Source organism: Synechococcus sp. JA-3-3Ab, from assembly GCF_000013205.1.
Taxonomy (GTDB): Bacteria; Cyanobacteriota; Cyanobacteriia; order Thermostichales; family Thermostichaceae; genus Thermostichus.
This window is the reverse complement of record NC_007775.1, coordinates 846140-864963: the sequence shown is the minus strand read 5'-3', so window position 1 is coordinate 864963 and position 18824 is coordinate 846140. Positions and strand designations below refer to the sequence as shown.

Annotated in this window: 18 protein-coding genes and 1 pseudogene; 10 read left to right on the top strand and 9 right to left on the bottom strand. The window is 59.0% G+C overall.

Annotation, left to right across the window (positions count from 1 at the left end; genetic code table 11):
• Positions 1-142 precede the first annotated feature (142 nt).
• The gene (locus tag CYA_RS04000) at positions 143-745 is read left to right on the top strand and encodes a J domain-containing protein (protein WP_011429744.1); all 603 of its coding nucleotides are present in this window, start codon (positions 143-145) and stop codon (positions 743-745) included.
• Positions 736-1749, top strand: a complete 1014-nt coding sequence (locus tag CYA_RS03995; RefSeq protein ID WP_011429743.1) for a hypothetical protein — start codon at positions 736-738, stop codon at positions 1747-1749. The genes CYA_RS04000 and CYA_RS03995 overlap by 10 nt, the downstream gene beginning before the upstream one ends.
• 163 nt (positions 1750-1912) lie before the next feature.
• Here the strand turns inward: CYA_RS03995 and CYA_RS03990 are convergent, their stop codons facing one another.
• From CYA_RS03990 to CYA_RS03980, 4 genes and pseudogenes are all read right to left on the bottom strand, one after another.
• Positions 1913-2905, bottom strand: coding sequence for a tyrosine-type recombinase/integrase (locus CYA_RS03990; RefSeq protein WP_099812332.1), 993 nt, complete (start codon positions 2903-2905; stop codon positions 1913-1915).
• A 97-nt stretch (positions 2906-3002) separates the two neighbouring features.
• Positions 3003-4358 (bottom strand): acetyl-CoA carboxylase biotin carboxylase subunit, encoded by a 1356-nt coding sequence (accC, locus tag CYA_RS03985; protein WP_011429740.1) that lies wholly within the window; start codon positions 4356-4358, stop codon positions 3003-3005.
• Between the two features lie 534 nt (positions 4359-4892).
• A pseudogene (locus CYA_RS15260) lies at positions 4893-5052 on the bottom strand (RNA-guided endonuclease TnpB family protein); the annotation flags it as partial.
• Positions 5053-5319: 267 nt separating this feature from the next.
• Entirely contained in the window at positions 5320-5730 is a 411-nt protein-coding gene (locus CYA_RS03980; RefSeq protein ID WP_011429738.1) for an FHA domain-containing protein, read from the bottom strand.
• A 358-nt stretch (positions 5731-6088) separates the two neighbouring features.
• On the opposite strand from CYA_RS03980, the gene CYA_RS03975 reads away from it, so the two are divergent.
• The 4 genes from CYA_RS03975 to nth are packed head-to-tail and all read left to right on the top strand — an operon-like array spanning position 6089 to position 9413.
• Positions 6089-6505: a rubredoxin gene (locus CYA_RS03975; RefSeq protein WP_346426045.1), complete on the top strand. Its 417-nt coding sequence runs from the start codon at positions 6089-6091 to the stop codon at positions 6503-6505.
• Entirely contained in the window at positions 6505-7509 is a 1005-nt protein-coding gene (locus CYA_RS03970; protein ID WP_049749720.1) for a photosynthesis system II assembly factor Ycf48, read from the top strand. The genes CYA_RS03975 and CYA_RS03970 overlap by 1 nt, the downstream gene beginning before the upstream one ends.
• 7 nt (positions 7510-7516) lie before the next feature.
• Positions 7517-8605: an undecaprenyldiphospho-muramoylpentapeptide beta-N-acetylglucosaminyltransferase gene (gene murG, locus CYA_RS03965; protein WP_011429735.1), complete on the top strand. Its 1089-nt coding sequence runs from the start codon at positions 7517-7519 to the stop codon at positions 8603-8605.
• A 19-nt stretch (positions 8606-8624) separates the two neighbouring features.
• Positions 8625-9413: an endonuclease III domain-containing protein gene (nth, locus tag CYA_RS03960; protein WP_228375438.1), complete on the top strand. Its 789-nt coding sequence runs from the start codon at positions 8625-8627 to the stop codon at positions 9411-9413.
• Positions 9414-9416: 3 nt separating this feature from the next.
• Here the strand turns inward: nth and CYA_RS03955 are convergent, their stop codons facing one another.
• The 4 genes from CYA_RS03955 to CYA_RS15005 form a co-directional block, all read right to left on the bottom strand.
• Positions 9417-11261: a chloride channel protein gene (locus CYA_RS03955; RefSeq protein WP_011429733.1), complete on the bottom strand. Its 1845-nt coding sequence runs from the start codon at positions 11259-11261 to the stop codon at positions 9417-9419.
• Between the two features lie 6 nt (positions 11262-11267).
• A complete protein-coding gene (map, locus tag CYA_RS03950) occupies positions 11268-12056 on the bottom strand; it encodes a type I methionyl aminopeptidase (protein ID WP_011429732.1) in 789 nt (262 codons plus the stop codon).
• Positions 12057-12244: 188 nt separating this feature from the next.
• Positions 12245-12697, bottom strand: coding sequence for a DUF2062 domain-containing protein (locus tag CYA_RS03945; protein WP_255322555.1), 453 nt, complete (start codon positions 12695-12697; stop codon positions 12245-12247).
• 246 nt (positions 12698-12943) lie between these two features.
• Entirely contained in the window at positions 12944-13093 is a 150-nt protein-coding gene (locus CYA_RS15005) for a hypothetical protein (RefSeq protein ID WP_011429730.1), read from the bottom strand.
• A gap of 109 nt (positions 13094-13202) precedes the next feature.
• Here CYA_RS15005 and CYA_RS03940 point away from each other — a divergent pair, with 109 nt between their 5' ends.
• Positions 13203-13610, top strand: a complete 408-nt coding sequence (locus CYA_RS03940) for an ATP-binding protein (protein WP_011429729.1) — start codon at positions 13203-13205, stop codon at positions 13608-13610.
• Here the strand turns inward: CYA_RS03940 and CYA_RS03935 are convergent.
• Complete coding sequence (locus CYA_RS03935) at positions 13600-14076, bottom strand: DUF4168 domain-containing protein (protein ID WP_011429728.1); 477 nt, start codon at positions 14074-14076, stop codon at positions 13600-13602. The two genes, CYA_RS03940 and CYA_RS03935, sit on opposite strands and share 11 nt — an antisense overlap.
• A 778-nt stretch (positions 14077-14854) precedes the next feature.
• On the opposite strand from CYA_RS03935, the gene CYA_RS03930 reads away from it, so the two are divergent.
• The 3 genes from CYA_RS03930 to ppc all read left to right on the top strand — a co-directional run bounded on the left by CYA_RS03930 (position 14855) and on the right by ppc (position 18713).
• The gene (locus CYA_RS03930) at positions 14855-15196 is read left to right on the top strand and encodes a DUF3155 domain-containing protein (protein WP_041438161.1); all 342 of its coding nucleotides are present in this window, start codon (positions 14855-14857) and stop codon (positions 15194-15196) included.
• A gap of 200 nt (positions 15197-15396) precedes the next feature.
• A complete protein-coding gene (locus CYA_RS03925) occupies positions 15397-15654 on the top strand; it encodes a DUF3146 family protein (RefSeq protein WP_011429727.1) in 258 nt (85 codons plus the stop codon).
• A 122-nt stretch (positions 15655-15776) separates the two neighbouring features.
• Complete coding sequence (gene ppc, locus CYA_RS03920; RefSeq protein ID WP_011429726.1) at positions 15777-18713, top strand: phosphoenolpyruvate carboxylase; 2937 nt, start codon at positions 15777-15779, stop codon at positions 18711-18713.
• Positions 18714-18824 lie beyond the last annotated feature (111 nt).

Here is an 18824-nt window from a genome sequence, read left to right as displayed (position 1 = left end):
TATGTGATGCAGGGTTTTACGGTTACCGACAACATTGTTTCACTAATTTGAAATTCTCTGCTTCATCGTGCAGATAAGTTCACAGGCAGCCTGTGAGTTTTGTGCAGGTTTGCACTTGGCATTGGTGATTTGAGGAGAAACCGTGCCCAGAAAAGCCACCAGCACAAAAACCAAAACAACCAGGACAACCTCAAAAGAAGGAGCTGGGCCCGACCCGCAGGTGGCGATTGCCGCAGAAATCCAGCGTCTTTCGGATACTTATGGCATTTCTAAGGAGCTCCTAGAGAATTTTGCCCGGTTTGTAGTCAGGCAGCTACAGCCACCGCCCCGGCTGTCTGTCAAAGAGCTGCAGAAAGCCATTTACAACCACTTTGGCGTTAAAAACGCAGCCGAGCTGAGAAAATCAGCCAGCTTCAGACTGGCAACCAGTGGTATGGGCAAGCTGAACTTATCCAACATAGATGATTTGGAGCGCATTTATCGTCAGCACATCGGGATCCTTCCCAACGAAGAGGGAGAAGAGGGGTATGGCTGCATCAATGGGATCAACATCTTCAAGTACGACTTGCCTTGGCGGGTTTTTGGGCTTGACCCTGATCGAGCTACCGATGAAGACATCAAAGCTGCTTTTTATCGCCTGAGCAAGATTTACCATCCCGATTCTCCGACGGGAGATGACAAAATTTTCCAGCGATTGACTCTTTTCTACAAAAGCCTTACGGAGAAGTTTGAGCAATGGCTATAGTCTATGTTTCCTCAAACAAGCTCGCCAACTTCTTGGGTATCAGCCTTGAGGAACTCAGAGAGATTGAAGCTCACTTTGACAGTATCCCCGATGATGCATGGAAACTGGTGGAAGGTAAAGACTATCGTGTTATCAACAAAAGTTCTGGGCTAAGGGAATACACGCGGTCCGGCGCTTATGCCATTTTATCCTTTTTAAGGTCTCGATCAGAGCAAGGTTGCAAATCCTCTACAGGTACAAGCATTAGGAATTGGTTCAAGGAAGAGCATCGCAAGAAGCAGAAAGCTCTGGTAGATTACAGGATCCTTCAAAACAGCTCCTCTCTGGTCAAAAGACAAGATCAGTTTTGGCTATCTCGTCGAGATGTTGTGATGATCTTTAGAACTCGAACTGACTACCTTAAGAAGGCGCTTGAGCTTGCATCGAAGCAAAGTAAGTTAATCAAAGACGTTCATTACACACGTTTTGGTAATGATGACACTGTTTACCTCTCTTTGCGAGGTATCTATGAGCTTGCCAAGGTTATGGGAGAGGTTCTCAAGCAAAACCACAGAAAAGACTGGTGTCAATATGTTAGCGAACGCATTGAACCTCAAATTCAGGTAATCGTCAAGAAAATCCAGGATCGACAAAGAGAGATAGAAAGGGCAAAAGATCTTGCAAGAAAAAGGGATAAAAATCTTTGTAGAGTTACTCGAAAAGCAGCCAGTAGCCTAACGGTTCATCATCTCTACTCTGAAGCGCACTATCCAAAGCTTGCAGCGAATCTCTCCAACCTGATTACCATAGCCGACGAAGTGCATTGCCACTTTCATCAGTGGATGGGAGGTTTCAGCAAGCCATGTACAATTGATGACTTCATTAAGTATGTTCTGGAATACTACCCTGAGAACAGACATCTGATCATCTGGTTGGAGCAGCAGAAGGCCAGCCTTGGCTCGCAGGTGCCTATGGGAAAGGAGAGAGAACATGTGCTCTACCTTCCTCTCCAGCGTGTAACTTGAAATAACCCATTCGATTGTTTTCAGGTCATTCCAAGCACCTTAGCCAGGTGTACCTGATTGATTTCTTTTTCGGGGCTGCCCTTTGGATGTCCGGCTTCCCTTTCTGTTAGCAATCTGAACCTCTCCCTACTAGTAATAGAGGCCACGGCGCAACAGGGGATCCCTAGATCAAGCCCTGATCCAAGATCGCGCGGGAATGGGCAATAGCTGCTCTCAAGTTGGCCCGCTGGGTGTAGCGCATCGTCATGGCGGCAGTCGTATGGCCCAGCAGGTGTTGGATGTGTTCGGGGGCAACGCCGCGATCCAGCAGCAAGGTGGCAAAGCTGTGGCGAAACTGGTGGGGGGTTTGGTGGCCCGGCTCGGGCTCGGTAAGCTTGAGCACAATATGACGTAGGCCATCGTAGGTGAGGGGACGGCCCCGGTAGGCCGGGCAGCGGGATTGGGAGACAAACAAGGGATCCGTCGGCGCGCACGGGCCCCGTTCTCGGCTCAGATATTGTTGCAGCAGCTCGGAGAGGGGATCCCCGACCGCCACAGCGCGGGGTTTGCTGCCCTTGCCACAGCGCACCTCCAACAGGGATCCCTCAGGGCTGATCTGAAAATCCTGCACCGTCAAGTCCAACAGCTCCTGTGCCCGCAGCCCGCACTCCAGCAGCAGGCGGATCAAGGCCGCATAGCGCAGAGAATGGCTCTGGGCCCGCTGCAGAACCCGCTGCAACAACAGCCGATCCAGGTCGCGAGGCAGACGGGCGGGCAGGCGGGCGGGCCGAATCGCCTGGGTGGGCAAGGGATCTGGAAAGTAGCCCCGTTGGCTGGCCCACTCAAAAAACTGCTGCAGCGCCAGCCGCTTGAGGTTGTAGGTGGCGGGAGAGGCGGGCGGATGAACCCACTGGCCGGAGCGGTTGCGAAATGGACGCCCCTTCAAGCTGTTTAAAAAAGACTGAACGTGGGACGGCTGCACCTGAGGCAGCGGCACCGGGCAAGTTTTGGCAAACTGTTCCAGGGCAATGCGGTAGGTGCGGCGGCTGGCCGGGGCCAGATCCCGCTGCCGCTCCTGCAAAAATTGCCCCACCAACTGGCTCAGGCTGGGCACGGGGCAGCTCGCCTGACGCTGGAGATGGGCCTGTTGAACCAAGCCGGGCCGGGGATCCCTCATCGGCACGACCAGCAACCCTCCACTCACCTTTAACTTTAGCCTCAACTTTTGGCCAGCGCCGTTCAAAGACGCTCTCTGGCAATCTCCGAAGGGATTGCTACTGGCCAGTCAGCAGGTGTTGGGCGATGAAATCCGTGTACACCTCGCCCCGCAAAAAAGCCTCGTGGCGCAGGATCTGCTGGTGGAAAGGGATCGTGGTGGGCACCCCGGTGATGGCGCATTCCCCCAGCGCCCGCTGCATGCGGCGGATGGCGGCTGCCCGGTTGGGCCCCCAGACGATCAGCTTGCCCAACAGCGAATCGTAATAGGGGGGAATGGTGTAGTCGGTGTAGATGTGGGAGTCCATGCGCACCCCCGGCCCTCCAGGAGGCAAATAGGCGCTGATGGTGCCAGCGCAAGGGCGGAACTGCTGCTTGGGATCCTCGGCGTTGATGCGGCATTCGATGGCATGGCCCCGCAGTTCCACATCCTTCTGGCGAAAGGTCAGGGGTTGACCTTGAGCGATGCGAATTTGCTCGGCAATCAAATCCAGCCCCGTCACCATCTCGGTAACCGGGTGCTCCACCTGGATGCGGGTGTTCATCTCGATGAAGTAGAACTGGCCGTTTTTATCCAGCAGAAACTCCACCGTGCCCGCCCCCACGTAGTTCACCGCTTTGGCTGCCTTCACCGCCGCTGCCCCCATGCGGGCGCGCAAGCTCGTGGTCAGAGCCGGGCTGGGGGCCTCTTCCAGCAGCTTTTGGTGGCGCCGCTGAATCGAGCAATCCCGCTCGTAGAGGTGCACCACATTGCCGTGGCTGTCGGCCAAAATCTGAAACTCCACATGGCGGGGGCGCTCGATGTATTTCTCCAGATAGATGCCCCCATCGCCAAAGGCCGCCTGGGCTTCCCCCTGGGCGGTGCGCATCATCTTCAGCAATTCTTGGGCATCTCTGGCCACCCGCATGCCCCGCCCCCCGCCGCCGGCGGTGGCTTTGATGATCACGGGATAGCCGATTTTCTCCGCCAGCCTCACCGCTTCCTCGTCAGAGGTGATCAGCCCGCGGCTGCCGGGCACGGTCGGCACGCCCACCGCCTGCATGGTCTCGCGGGCCGTGGCTTTGTCGGCCATTTTGCGCATCGCCTCTGGCGAGGGGCCGATGAAGATCAAGTTGTGGTCGGCACACATCTCGGCAAATTTGGCATTTTCCGCCAAGAACCCATAGCCCGGATGAATGGCAGTGGCCCCGCGGGTGAGGGCTGCCGAGATGATGTTGGGGATGTTGAGATAACTTTTGGCCACTGGGGCTTCCCCCACACAGACTGCTTCGTCCGCCAGTTGGACATGTAGAGAGTTCTGATCCGCAGTGGAGTAGACAGCCACGGTGCGGATCCCCATTTCCTGACAGGTGCGGATGATGCGCAGGGCGATCTCGCCTCGGTTGGCAATCAGGATCTTGGTAATGGGCGGCATGGAGAGCGTTCCAAGTCAGAAGAACCCTGACCGCTTAAGCCGGCGGCCCGTGCAAGGTAGGGTACGTAGGTGCTGATCCTACTATGGCAAGCAGACGGAAGGATCCAGATGGGGATCCCGTATCCGATCAATCCAGTTGACACCCTAGCTGAGGCTGCAGGGATCCAGCAGAATCCCGGTGGGTCAAACTCTACATCTCCGGATACCCATCCGGACGGGATCCGAGGATTTTCAGGTAGAGGTTGATCTTGGCGCCAGCACTTGCATGGGGCGAAACTCTGGATCAGCAATAACTCTCAGCTCCCCTCAGCCTGTACAGACCTGTTCAAAACCCAGGCTTCTCCGGGAAGCTCTCCCAGCCCGATTCTGACGGCAATGGATCCCTCCATCTCTCTCTAGTTGTCGGAGCGAGGCCATCGCCCCAGCCACTCTCCGCCGCGAAAGCGCCAGCGGGGAAACAAAATCCGCATCACCACCCAGAGGTAAAGGCAAACCCAGACTACAACGGAATCGCTTCCCTTCCCGTTGGCCAATCTACAAGTACTGGTGGCAGGTCTGAGACCTGTAGGCAGGTGGCACCCACACCATCGCTACCCCTGCCCACAGCACTTCGTAGGTAATCAATTTGCCGCAACTGGTAGGACGCCCAACTACTAGCGCGACGCCGCTCCCTTCTGGAGCGTGGCTGCCGGTTACTCCCTCGGCTCGCGCCAGCGAGCTGTAGGCCTTTCTTGGTCGCCGGCTCTGGAGTTGGAGCCGGCTTGCAGACTGCGGTCAGCGCTTGCTGCCCAGTAGCAGCCTACCCGTTCCACAGTGGCGGGCAGCGCTCCTCCCCACCACTGGCGACGGCAAGCTGCAGGCCTCTAAATCAGGGAGCTGCCGCGCTGCAAGGAGTTGAGCATCCCCCGCCGGCAACCATCCTACCTCGCCAAAACCTTCCCCCTGACTGATGAGTCGGCTCTCACAGGCCAACGATCTGGGTATTTTCAAAGGAGGAGAGAATCCTGTCCAAATCCTGAGCTTGCAGGGAGTAGGTGGCAGTAGCGTCGTTGCCAAACTGGATCTCGTCTCCGTCCTCAAGATCGCGAAACTCCACCCGCTCCCCCCGGATGTAAAGGCCGTTGGTGCTGGGCGTGCCATGGATGTCTCCATCGATGATTTGGTAAGTAAACCCATCGGGAGAGGAGGGAGATTCGGTCTTCACTAAAATGGCGTGGTGGCGGGAGACGTATTGGGAGTCGATGCGGATGCTGTTGCTCGGATCCCGCCCCAAGGAATAGAGCTCGGCTGTCAGCCAGTAGGCCTTTGGCCCGTGGCGATCCTTGACGATCAACACGTGGTTAAGGGTAGGTCGGCGAGGGGGCGTGGTCATAGCGGACACCCACTGGCACAACACGCGAATAGGATAGTCAAAACATAGCATGGGATCCGAGGCGTGAACCCTGGCCGGTTTGTCTGCCAGAGCCCTTGCCCTGCTGGCGAGTGAGACGACGTTCCTTGACGCTGCCAGAGAGGTGTCAAGAGAGGCCAGGTATGCCCCTGTTCAAGACCGAGTCCCAGGGGATCCCATCTCGTGGCTGTTTTTAACTCCGCAAAATCTCCCTGCCCCCTGAGTTGGCAATCGATGCTTTGAGGAAAGGTCTGAGAAAGGAAAGGAGCAGAAGGCCGAGTAGATTTTTGTAACAATTCCTCTCATAATAAGATTTGATGATGCAAATGCCTCCCAGACCATGAATGGCTCGCAACCGGATCCCGTCAACCAGCCCAAGCCCTCTAGGGTACCGAAGCTGATCGAGTTGCCGGAAGATGAAACCGATGCACAGGTTGGCGATCCCCTGCGCATGCAGCGCTATGAATGTCGCTCTTGTGGCTATGTTTACGAGCCGGCCAAGGGGGATCAGCTCAATCGGATCCCGGCAGGTGTGCCCTTTGAGGAGCTGCCCGCCGACTGGAGATGTCCGGTGTGCCGCGCCGGCAAGCGCCTGTTTCAAGCGGTGGGCGCCAAGGGCAAGCCTTCCGGTTTTCAAGAGAACTTGCGCTATGGCCTGGGGGTCAATGTGATGACCCCTGCCCAGAAAAACCTGCTCATCTTCTTGGGGTTGGCGCTGGGATTTTTGTTTTTGATGAGTTTCTATTTCGTCGAGTGATGGCCAAAATGCTTAAGCTCTGGAGACTGGTGCTGCTAGCTGCCTTCTCTCTCTTGCTGATGGCGGCGCGGATGCCGGACATGAAGGTGGTGCCCTGGCAACAAGTCGAGGTGCCCACCCAGAACATTCTGCTGGACATTGCTTTCACCGGCACCAACCCTTCTCATGGCTGGCTGGTGGGCGATAAAGCGACGCTGTTGGAGTCTCAGGATGGCGGCCTCCACTGGCAGGTGCGCAAGCTGACGGCACTGGAGCCGGAAGCCTATCTGAGCTCGATTAGCTTTGCCGGAGCAGAAGGCTGGGTGGTGGGGCAGCCGAGGATCCTCCTCCACACGCTCAACGAGGGATCCGACTGGACATCCATTCGTCTCAGCAAGCAACTGCCGGGGGAGCCGATCCTAATCCAAGCCCTGGGTCCTGGAGCGGCTGAGATGGTAACCAATGTGGGGGCCATCTACCGCACGGAAGATGGAGGACAGACCTGGCATGCCCAGGTGGAAGAGCCGATTGGGGCGATTAAAAACATTGCCCGCGGCCCAGGAGGAGAGTATCTGGCCGTGTCGTCGCGGGGCAGCTTCTACTTTCTCTACACTCCAGAAAGCCGATCCTGGAAGCCGTATCCGCGGGAAAGCTCTCGCCGCATTCAGAACATGGGCTTTGGCCCCAACGGCAGCGCCTGGAAATTGAACCAAGGCGCGGAGATCGCCTTCACGAGTGACTTCACCTCCGGCGAGTGGTCCAAGCCGTTGCGACCCGGGCGTGCCCTCAGCTTTGGCTATCTAAATGCGGCCTACCAGAACGACCACGACCTCTGGGTGGTGGGCGGCGGCGGCACTCTGATCCACAGCCCCGATGGCGGCAAGACCTGGGAGGAGGCCAAGAAATTGAGCAACATTCCCGCCAATTTCTACAGCATCGAGTTCTTTGGCCCCGACCGAGGATTTATCTTGGGGCAGCGGGGCACGCTTTTGCGCTACGTTGGCTACAGCAATTCCCCGTCCTAGTCCTAGGGTGAATGGAGACAGGAGGGATCCCACCTCACCACCACGGCTGCTGGTGGCGGCCAGCGGGACGGGGGGGCATATCTTTCCGGCGCTGGCCGTTGTCGAGCAGTTGCCCACCTGGCAGATTGAGTGGCTGGGGGTGCCGCAGCGGCTGGAGGCGAAGCTGGTGCCGGACCGCTACCCGCTGCACCGAGTGGCCATGTCCGGCTGGCAGGGATCCCCCTGGCAGAAGCTGGGATCCCTGGTTCAGTTGGCGCGGGCAACGCTGCAGGTGCGGCAGATCCTGGCTTCAGGCCAGTTTGACGTGGTGTTGACCACCGGCGGCTACATCGCCGCCCCGACCATCTTGGCAGCTCGCTCGCTGGGGGTGCCGGTGTTGCTGCACGAGTCCAACTGCCTTCCGGGCAAGGTGACCCGCTGGCTGGGAAGATTTTGCCGGCTGGTGGCCCTGGGCATGGCGGAAACGGCAGAGCATTTGCCAGGGGCAGTTACCCGGGTGGTGGGCACGCCAGTGCGGGCGGAGTTCTATCAGCCCCAGCCCTTGCCCGCGGATCTGCCGATTCCAGAGGGGGATCCTTTGATTGTGGTGATGGGGGGGAGCCAGGGGGCGCGGGGCCTGAACCGCCTGGTTGCCGCCTGTGCCCCCGCCTGGTTGGAGGCAGGGGCGTGGATTGTGCATTTGACCGGCGGCAGTGAGGTCGGGATCCCTTCCCACCCCCGCTACCGCGCTTTTCCTTTCCGCGCCGATGTGGCCGCCTTGCTGCAGCGGGCAACTTTTGCCATCAGCCGGGCTGGCGCTCTCAGCTTGGCGGAGTTGTGGGCCACCGCCACCCCGGCCATTTTGATCCCCTACCCCTTTGCCGCCGAGGATCATCAGTACCACAACGCCCTGGCTTTTGTGGGTCGCGGCGGGGGAGTGGTCATGCGAGAATCGGAAGCGAATCTGGACTTGCTGCGGCAGACGGCCCTGGCCTGGTTGGCTCAGCCCCAGGTGGTTGCCCAAATGGCCGCCAACTTGAAGGCGACAGCTCCTCCTGCTGCCAGCAAGGCAGTTGCCCGCCTGCTCCAGGAGATCTGCCGAGATTCCGCCCGTTAACTCCCCCAAGGGGCCAGCCGTGGTACAGCCGAGATTGGATCGGGATCCTCTTGCCCGCCGCCTGCCTGAGCCTGCCGCAGCCATGGAGACTTCAGCCTGGCTGGAACCTCGTCCTGGTGAGGCGAGCCCCAACGCCGTCGTGCTGGAATCACTGTTGGCGCGCCTGGAACAGTGCTTTGGCATCCCCCAACGTCCTCGCAGCCCTGATGGTCTGCCCCTCTATCCCGACCTCTTGGACGAATTGGTGGGCACGATCCTCTCCCAGAACACCACCGACCACAATAGCAGCCGCGCCTTTCGCGCCCTCAAAGCCGCTTTCCCCTCCTGGGAAGCTGTCTTAGCTGCTGATCCAACCAAGCTGGCCCAGGTGATCCGTCCCGGGGGCCTGGCCCAACTCAAAGCAGCCCGCATTCAGGAGATTCTGGCTGCCATTGTCAAGCGACAGGGATCCCTGAGCCTGGACTTTTTGCGGGATCTGGACGACGCGGACGCTCTGGCCTATCTCCTTTCCCTGAAGGGGGTAGGACTGAAGACAGCCGCCTGCGTGCTGTTGTTTGGCCTGGGCCGGGATCTCTGCCCGGTGGATACCCATGTGCATCGGGTGGCCAACCGTCTTGGCTTGGTGCGGGCCAGACACCCCGACGACACCTTTGCCCAACTGTCGCCGCGGATCCCGGCGGGCAAGGCCTATTCCCTGCACGTCAACTTGATCCGGCTGGGCAAACGCATCTGTAAGGCGCGCATGCCCGAATGTGGCCGCTGCCCTCTGCGACACGAATGCCCCTCCGCCCTGCTGCGGCAGCGCTGATCCCTACTCTGCCGGCGCAGGGGAAGAGGGAGTGGGCTGGGCAGGGATCCCGTTTTCGACCCCACCTGGGGCAGGAACTTCCGGCTCGAGGACTTGCCGCACAGATTCGATCTCTTGGGAGAGCAACACCCGCTCCCGATCCAAGAGGCCAACCACATGCTCCGGATCCTCCCGCGAGACCACCGGCAACTGGCGCAAATCGTATTCGTACAGCGGCTCGGCGGCCACCGCCACGGCTTCGTCGGGGAAAGTGGTGAGCACAGGCGACTGGCTGACCTGCTCCACCGTCAGCTCGGCCACTTCCCCGGCTCCCCTATGGGCTAAGGCCCGCTCGAGGTCTTCCAGGGTGAGAATGCCCCGCAGCCGCTCTTGCCTGTCCACCACCAAAGCGCTGTGGCACTTTTGCTGCAGCAAGCGCTCCAGCGCCTCCCGCAGGGGCGTATCCTGGGGTAGCAGCAGAGAAGGGGGCACCATCACCTCTTGCACCGTCAGGCCCTTCGGCTCCTGCCTGCGACGGGCGGAGGGGTAGATGGCCGGCGGGTGCAACTGCTCCGTCAGCCAGATACTCAGGCCCACCGCCGCCATCACCGGCAAGGCGATGTGGTAGTCCCGCGTCATCTCAAACAGCAGCAGAATGGCCGTCAGGGGAGCCCGCACGCTGGCCGCCAATACCGCCCCCATACCCACCATGGCGTAGGCGGCAGGGGGAGAGAGGGCAATAGCAGGCAAAGCCTTTCCCACCACCTGGCCGTAGCCTGCCCCCAGCACCGCTCCCAAGAACAAAGCCGGGGCAAAGGTTCCCCCGACAAAGCCGCTGCCCACGCTCACCGCGCTGAGGAATACCTTGCCCAGCAACAGCAAGCTAAGCTGGCCGAGGGAAAAGGGCACCCCCTGCAAGATCGACTCAATGGTCTCGTAGCCCACCCCCAGGGCCAACGGGATCCCCAGGCCGACACAGCCCAGGATCCCACCGCCCAGAATCGGCTTGCTCCAGGCTGGCCAGGCCGCCAGGGGGCCACTGCCGAACAGGTGCTTGACCCATTCCAGTGCATAGCCGAAGGCGATGGAGACCAAGCTGGCCAAAAGGCCCAAACCCAAATAGAGGGGCACCTCCAGCAGACTGTGCAGCTCGTAGGCGGGCAAGACAAAAGCCGGCTGCGTAATGGTCGGCAGCAAAAAGGCCGGCTGCGCCCCCAGCCCCACCTGGGCAATCAGGGCCGACACCACCGCTGCCAACACCACCACACTGACGGCAGAAGTGGTGAACGTGCGGGCCAAAGCCAGCTCCAGCGCCAAAAACACCCCGGCAATCGGCGCGTTAAACCCCGCCGCCAGCCCCGCCGCCGCCCCGGCGGCCATCAACAGTTGCACCCGCTCCCGCGCAAGGCGCAGGTTTTGCCCCAGCAGGCATCCCAGTAGGGCCCCGCTTTCCACGCTGGGGGCCTCCGGCCCAAGCGCAGCTCCCGCCCCCAACGAGACGGCGGCAGCCACCAGCTTAAGTGGGATCCATTCTGGGCGAGGGGCGAGAGGCCGGTTGGCACTCACCAAACTGGAGAGGCTGAGGTTGGGGAAAGGCAGAACCACCCCCAGGGTGCCGATCAACAGACCCCCCAGCAGCGGCGCCAAAATGGTTGCCCAGGATCCCAGCAGCAACAGGCCGTGTTGTTGCGCAGCCCTGACAATGCTGTCGACGAGAGTATCCTGCAAAAGATAGCGACACCAGCCGATGAGATAGCGAAACCCGATCACCAACAAACCTGTGCCCAGCCCCGCCGCTGCCGCCAGCAGCAGCAGCAGATTCTCAGAGGAAAGACGCAGGCGGGGATCGGCAACGCTAGCGCTATTCATACCTGCTCAAGGGCCGGAGGAGGGTAGGGTCAGGATCTCCACGCCGGTTTCGGTAACGGCAACCGTATGTTCAAACTGGGCGGAGAGCTTGCCGTCTGCCGTCACAGCAGTCCATCCGTCTGCAAGCACCTTCACCTCCCACGTGCCTTCGTTGATCATCGGCTCGATGGTAAACACCATGCCGGGGCGGAGTTTTTCCCCCTTCCCCCGTTCGCCGTAGTGGGGGATCTGGGGCGCCGTGTGGAACTGCCGTCCTACCCCGTGGCCGACAAAGTCCCGCACCACACTGTAGCCCTGGGACTCGGCGTACTCTTGAATAGCAGCCCCAATATCCCCAACTCTGCCGCCTGGCCTCACGGCGGCAATGCCCCGCCGCAGGCACTCTTCCGCCACCTCCACCAGACGCCGCGCCCGCTCGGAAGGCTGCCCGACAAAGAACGTTTTGGAAGTGTCGCCGTGGTAGCCATCCAAAACGGGGGTGACATCGATATTGATAATGTCCCCTTCCCGCAGGACCTGCTTGGGGCTGGGAATGCCGTGGCAGACAACGTGGTTGACGCTGGTGCAGATGGACCTGGGAAAGCCGTGGTAGCCCAGAGGGGCGCTCCTGGCCCCGTGGGCCCGCGTCCAGCGCTCCGCCTCGTCGTTAAGCTCTTGGGTGGTGACCCCCGGCTGCACCATCGGCTCCAGGTGCTTGAGCAGATCCGCAGCCAGGCGGCAGGCCCGTCGCATCTTCTCCAGCTCCCGCGACGAGAGCAACACAATCGGCTGAGGAGCTTGGGTAAGCTGGCTCATGCCCGTCTGCAAGGCGGATCCCAACTGTTCCCCCCATCGCTGAGAGCGGCGGCTGAGATCGGTTAATAGCGATCGCATATCTTCCATCGTCAAACCCTTCTGTTCTCTGAAGTTGGATCCATCTCCGAAGTCTGAGGCGGCAGGGATCCCGGCCTAGCTCAGCTTTGGGTTGGGCCTTTTGAGCCGCCCTACATCCCTTCACAGGAGACCCGGCCCCTTCTCCGCCGCCGGCGGATCCACTCCACCAGCCACAGCCCCAGAAAGTAGCTAACGAGGGCGCCCCAAAACCCGACAAACGCACAGCCCACCAAGAGTGTGGCCGACACCTCCAGGCCCCACTGCATCCAGTTCTGAGCTACCACCAGTTCCGAAGTGGCAAAGGCTGTTCGGGATCCCAGCAGCCATTCCCCCACCCGGTAGTTAAAGGCATAGATCGGCACATAGGTGAGGGGGTTGCTCACCCAAGTTCCTGCCGCCGCCACCAGCTTGTTTCCCCGCAAAGGAACGGCCAACAGCAGGGCCACCAGGGTTTGAAAGCCGAAGATGGGAAAACAACCCGCAAAAACTCCCGCCGCCAGGCCGCGGGCAATTTCTTTGGGGGAGGATTGCATTCGCAACAGGCGCAGATACAGGTACCGCAGCCAGCGCCTCCAGCCCAGATCCCGGCGGGGCCAAGTCAGCGCAGGTTGAGACTCAAGATAAGGCCCAGCGGATCCCGGCGAACCTGCGAACCAAGAAAATGGTCTCAGCCATGAGAGGGGGCTCATGATGGGGAGCGTAGAAACTGAGAAAAGGTGTTAAGCCCTGTAAATCCATTGTATCTTTCCTGCTGCCGAAGACAAAGGGCTATCGGCAGATCCGCGCCGAGGAATCGCCTCAGGGAGTGGCTAGCTGAGCTTGTCCACCAAGGCCAGCACGAAGTTGAGGCTCAAGTAGGAAACCAGCGCCAGTAAGAACAGAAACAGCGCAATGCTCAGCGCAGCTCGCAGAGATCCCGCCTGGACTTTGGGGGCGGGCCTTTCAGGCGGAGTTTTCATCCTCAAGTCCCAGAAAAGATCCTAGAAGACTCCAATTCTAGGATCTCATCCTGGAGAGACGGGAGCGGGAAGATTGCCAAAAAGTTGCTCAGTACCCCAAGTGTAGAGTTTGGCCCCCGACCCGCTAACGGGGTTACCAGAAAGCGCCTTATATCCCCTGCCCAAAGATAGGGACTTTACGGCGCTTTCCGGGAAATTTACTCCTGCCCAGCACCGGATTAACCTACAGGTCACCAGCGCTCCTCCTCACCTGGAAATCCAAATTGGCAACACCGGCATCATCATCCCCCCTGCAGAACAAAAGCGGGTATTTGAGAAGTTTTACCGCGTGCCCAGCTCGGATCCCCGGCGGCGGGGAGGGACAGGGTTGGGCTTGGCCCTTGTGCAACAACGGGTAAACTTGTTGCAAGGGAAAATCTACCTTAACAGCGAGGCCGACCACACTTGTTTTACCTTGCGGTTGCCCCGGCTTCTTTCTGTCTCCGGCCAACAGCAGTCAGCTCAGCCTAGGGCCTAGGCGTCGGGGTGGCTGGCTGGGGAGAAGCAGAGGATTCCCTTTCTTCGATCACTTTTTGCAAGCGGGCCCGCACTCGCTGGTTCAAAACGGGATCTTCGTTGGCCAAGGTCATCAGCTCGCGATATTCGGCCACCGTCAGCCCCTGCTTCTCGACAATGCGGCTGGCTTGGGTTTCCGTGCGCTGCATGATCTGCTCGTACTCTTCTTCGTTCTGGGTCTCTCGCAACTGAGCGCTGGCTTCCCGGATCAAAGGATCCAATTCCAACAGAATCTGCACCAACTGCTCCACCTGAGCATCGGTAACTTGCTCTGGGGTTAGAGTTGGGGAAGCTTGCGGGCTGGGAGCCCCCCCTGTAGCCGCAGAAGGAGTTGCAGCAGGACTGGGGAGCGGGGTTGCCTCCTGCGCCCAAAGCGGCGGGGATCCCAGAATCAATCCCAGACTCACCAGCAACGCGAATTTCCTCATGCCCAAAACTCCCTCGACCTAGAGTAAGCTACCCGGCTCCGACCGCCTCCCTTCCCCCCCAACCCCCCGCATACCAGGGGCAGGGAGGCGGGGGGATGGAAGGGAGTACGAAGCGGGGCTCCTGCAGCTTCTACCTGAGACCGACCGGAACCCTTATGGCTCAGGTCATCCCTGAAGCCAGAGTAGCAAGAGGTCTGTCTGCCGTCTAAGGGTTTAACGCAGTACGGGAAACCTATCCTGGACATATTGTAGAAACGGAAAATTGGTTGTACAGTTGTAGTACCCTCTCCAAAGGCTGCTCGCCCCGCGAGTATTCCTTTTGGTGAAGCTGCTCTAGGTTTGCGCAGTTGCAATTGGCCAACCCTAATCCCCACTAAGGGGAGTTGCCCGTACCTAGGTTTAGGTATGTGTTCTGTTGAGCGTTCCTTATTGTCGATGCTAGCTCAGAGGCCAGATCGGAAGGGAGTCTCCTGCGCTGGCAGTTGACTTTCTTCGCAGGCATCAGAGCTAATCGATACCCTATTTCTCTTTGCTCCCTTCTGGGGAGAAAGGGTTTATTGTTCAACTGAATAAGCAGTTTCCCGGCAAAGTTCTTGGAGGGGAGACAGAGGTAAGTTGCCTTCCTTTTCCGCTCGTGGAGGAGGACGTTCGTTGTCCTTTGTTATTTCTGTAAAGGATGATAACAAAAGCCGGTAGAAGTTATTGATTTTCTTAGTTCTTAGGTATTGCTGATATATTTTTTAAGGCTGTCTTGTAATCCTTCTACAGGAGGCTGACATTGGTCAGGAGAAGAAAGCGTAAGAGCCGCCGTCGTTTGGAGGGACGCAAAATTTTAGATTATATTCCTCAATTTAAATTAGATAGCGGCGAAGAAAAGTCTGTAACCGCCGCCCGGAGATACATACAGGAAAACTCTATTCAGCCGCCTGCGCTGATTCTGGTTCGGCGAAACGAGCACACGATAGACCGATTTTTCTGGGCGGAGAAGGGACTATTCGGCGCGCAATATGTCGAAGAAAATCACTTTCTCTTTCCCAGCTTACGGGCTTTGCTAGCGCAGGTTGCGGCTGAGAAGCCGGAGAAAAAATCTTCCAAGGCTCTGGCAACTGCTGCTCAATAGTTTCTATATCAATACCGGCCTCAGGAGCTGAAGAAACAGCCCCCCCACGGGGGGCTTGCTTTTATCCTCGGCAAGAGAACCATCCAATTAACGGGATCCCTTTCCACCTAGCATCTATCTAGCCCCTCATCGCCCATCTTCGACTTCTCGGAGAGGGGTTTGCGCGCTACCTTACAGGGGATCCCGTCGGGAGGTTCTGGATGAGCCGACTGCCGCAGACCACCGCCCATGTACAAATTACCCGCCGCTCCTGGCAGGAGGGCGCCATTGAAGGGGAAGTCAACGCCAACGGTTGGGTTTGGCGCTTTTGCTGGCGCTTTCGATCCGGGGAGCTGAAGGTGGAACCCTCTGTAGGGCGGGCCTTGATTTGCGATCCCTTGAGCCGTTTTTTGGAGAAATCGGATTACTTACTAGAGCCCGGCAGCAACTACTCATTTGTTATTCGTAGCCGCCTCTAGGGATCCCTGGGCAAACAGGGGGAGAGTTGGCCATGCTGCCGAGACAGCTCTCCTCCAAGAGTAATCTGCGCTTCCAGCGAACAGGCTCTAATATTGGGATGGTTGTTCTAGGAGCTGCCTTCATGACCTCTTCCTCCCACCTGACGACTGCAGAGCGGGCAGTGGGTTCTGCCAACGGCCTGAAGGAGGCCCCTCCACTGGCGGAACGGGATCCCTTGGCCCGTGCCCTCGCCGTGGATGAAGCGCTCGACGGCAGGAACAACCTGTTGAATCGCCGCCTGCAAATGGTGGAAGAACTTTGGGAAGCCGTAATCCTGCAGGAGTGCGGGCAGCCTTTGGTAGATCTGTTGCAGCGGCTGCGCTCCATGTGTTCCCCTGAAGGGCAGGCCTTGGAGTACCCCATCCCGGAAGTACTACAAATTGTCGAGCATCTCAGCCTTGATGCAGCCATTCAAACGGCCCGCGCCTTCGCTTTGTTCTTTCAGTTGATCAACATCGTTGAACAGCACTACGAACGGGCAGAAGACTCAGATATGCGCATGGTGGACAGCCAGCAGCGCACCGTGCGGGAAAACGAAAAATTTGAACGTCTGTTCCCTTACCTGCGGCTTCAGGGGGTGCCGCCGGGACTGCTGCGCCGGCTGCTGGAGCGGCTGCACATCCGCCTGGTGTTCACCGCCCACCCCACCGAGATCGTCCGCCACACCATCCGCGAAAAGCAACGGGCCTTCTCCCACTTGCTCAGCCAACTGGACTGGGCAGAGCAGTCTCACCCTCTGCAGGCCCAGATGTTGAGAGAACAACTGGCGGAGGAGGTTCTGCTCTGGTGGCGCACCGACGAGTTGCATCAGTCCAAACCGACCGTTCTGAACGAAGTCGATTACACCTTGCACTATTTTGAAGAGGTTTTGTTTCAGGCTATACCTCTGCTGCATGAGTACCTCAGCCGCAGCTTGAAAAAGTCCTTTCCCAGCGTCGAGCCACCGCCGGCAGGCTTTTGCAACTTCGGCTCGTGGGTGGGCGGGGATCGGGACGGCAACCCTTCCGTCACTGCCAACGTTACCTGGCAAACGGCCCGCTACCAGCGCAACCTGATTTTGGGCAAGTACATCGAGTCCGTGAAGGCCCTCACCAAAACCCTGAGCGTCTCTTTGCACTGGGGGGATGTGGACAGCCAGTTGCTGGATGTCCTTGAGCAGGATCGCCGCCGCATGCCCGAGGTTTACGAGTCCTTTTCGCTGCAATATCGCCAAGAGCCCTACCGGCTCAAGCTCAGCTACATCCAGCGGCGGCTGGAGTTGACGCGGGAGCGCAACCGCAATTTGGCCGACTCCGCTTGCCTGCCTGTCCCGCCCCCTCTGGACAACGCCTACGCCAATGCAGAAGAATTTCTGGCCGACTTGCAGCTTATTCAGAGCAGCTTGAAAAACAGTGGCCTCTCCTGCCGCCAGTTGGATCACCTCATTTGCCAGGTGCAGGTCTTTGGCTTCCATCTGGCCCACCTGGATATCCGCCAAGACAGCAGCTACCACGAGGCCGCTCTCACCGAGATCTTCGAGTACTTGCGGATCTTGCCGCGGCCCTACAGCGAGATGACGGAGGAGGAAAAAACAGCTTTTCTCCTGCGGGAGCTGCAAACCCGCCGGCCCCTCATCCCTCTAGAAGCTCCCTTTTCCGATAAAGCGGCGGAGCTGATTGCCACCTTTCGCACCCTGCGCCGGCTGCAGCAGGAATTTGGCATGGCCATGTGCCAAACCTACGTGATCAGCATGAGCCGCCAGTTGAGCGATCTGTTAGAGGTGCTGCTGCTGGCTAAGGAGGTGGGCCTTTACGATCCCATCAGCGGGCGCGGATCCCTGGCGGTGGTGCCGTTGTTCGAGACCGTTGAAGACCTAAAGGGGGCGCCAGAGGTGCTGCGGCAGTTGTTGGAGATCCCCTTCTATCGCCAGTACCTGGCCCAGCAGGAAAACCTACAGGAGGTGATGCTGGGCTACTCGGATAGCAACAAGGACGCTGGCTTTCTAAGCAGCAACTGGGAGATCTACAAAGCCCAGCAGCGGCTGCAGGCGGTGGCCGAGTCCTATGGGGTGAAGTTGCAGATCTTCCATGGCCGGGGTGGCTCGGTGGGGCGCGGGGGAGGGCCGGCCTACGAGGCGATCTTGGCCCAGCCGGGGCGCAGCGTGGGGGGCCGCATCAAGATTACTGAGCAGGGAGAGGTGTTGGCCTCTAAGTACTCTCTCCAGGATCTGGCCATTTTTAACCTGGAAACTGTTACCAGCGCCGTCATCCAGGCGAGCCTGCTGCGCACCTACCCCAACGACCTGCACGAGTGGTCGCGCCTGATGGAATCGCTGGCAGAGCGCTCTCGCCAGGTGTACCGCAACCTGGTCTACGAGCAGGAAGGCTTTGTCGAGTTTTTCCACGAGGTCACCCCCATCGAAGAGATCAGCCAACTGCAGATTAGCTCCCGCCCAGCTCGCCGCAGCGGCAACTCGAAAGATATCGGATCCCTGCGGGCCATTCCCTGGGTATTCAGTTGGACACAGAGCCGTTTTCTCTTGCCCGCATGGTATGGAGTGGGCACCGCTCTAGAGGAATACGCGGCTAAAGGCGAACACAACCTCAACCACCTGCAGCATCTCTACCGCGAGTGGCCCTTCTTCCGCATGGTGATCTCCAAAGTGGAGATGACCCTGGCCAAGGCGGATCTGCAAATTGCCCGCCACTACGTGCGAGAGATGAGCTCCCCCGAGCGCCTGGAGCGGGCGATGGAGCTATTCGAGCTCATTGCCCAGGAGATGTACCGCACCCGGGAGATGGTTTTGAAAATTACAGGACACAAGGAGCTGTTGGAGAACGACCCCTATCTGAAGCGCTCGGTGCAACTGCGCAACCGTTCAATCGTGCCCCTCGGGTTTATCCAGGTCTCGCTCCTCAAGCGCCTGCGTGGCAAGCAAAAATCCCATTTCCACAACACCCAGTACAACCGCGCCGAGCTGCTGCGGGGAGCTCTGCTCACCATCAACGGCATCGCCGCCGGTATGCGCAACACAGGCTGAGCACCGACTCTTCCTGGGGATCAAGGATAGCTACGGCCCTCTCCAACCGGCCTAGGATATCTCCGGGAGCAAGGCGGTTGGGAGTTGCCTCAGCAGGAGCAGCCCTCAGGC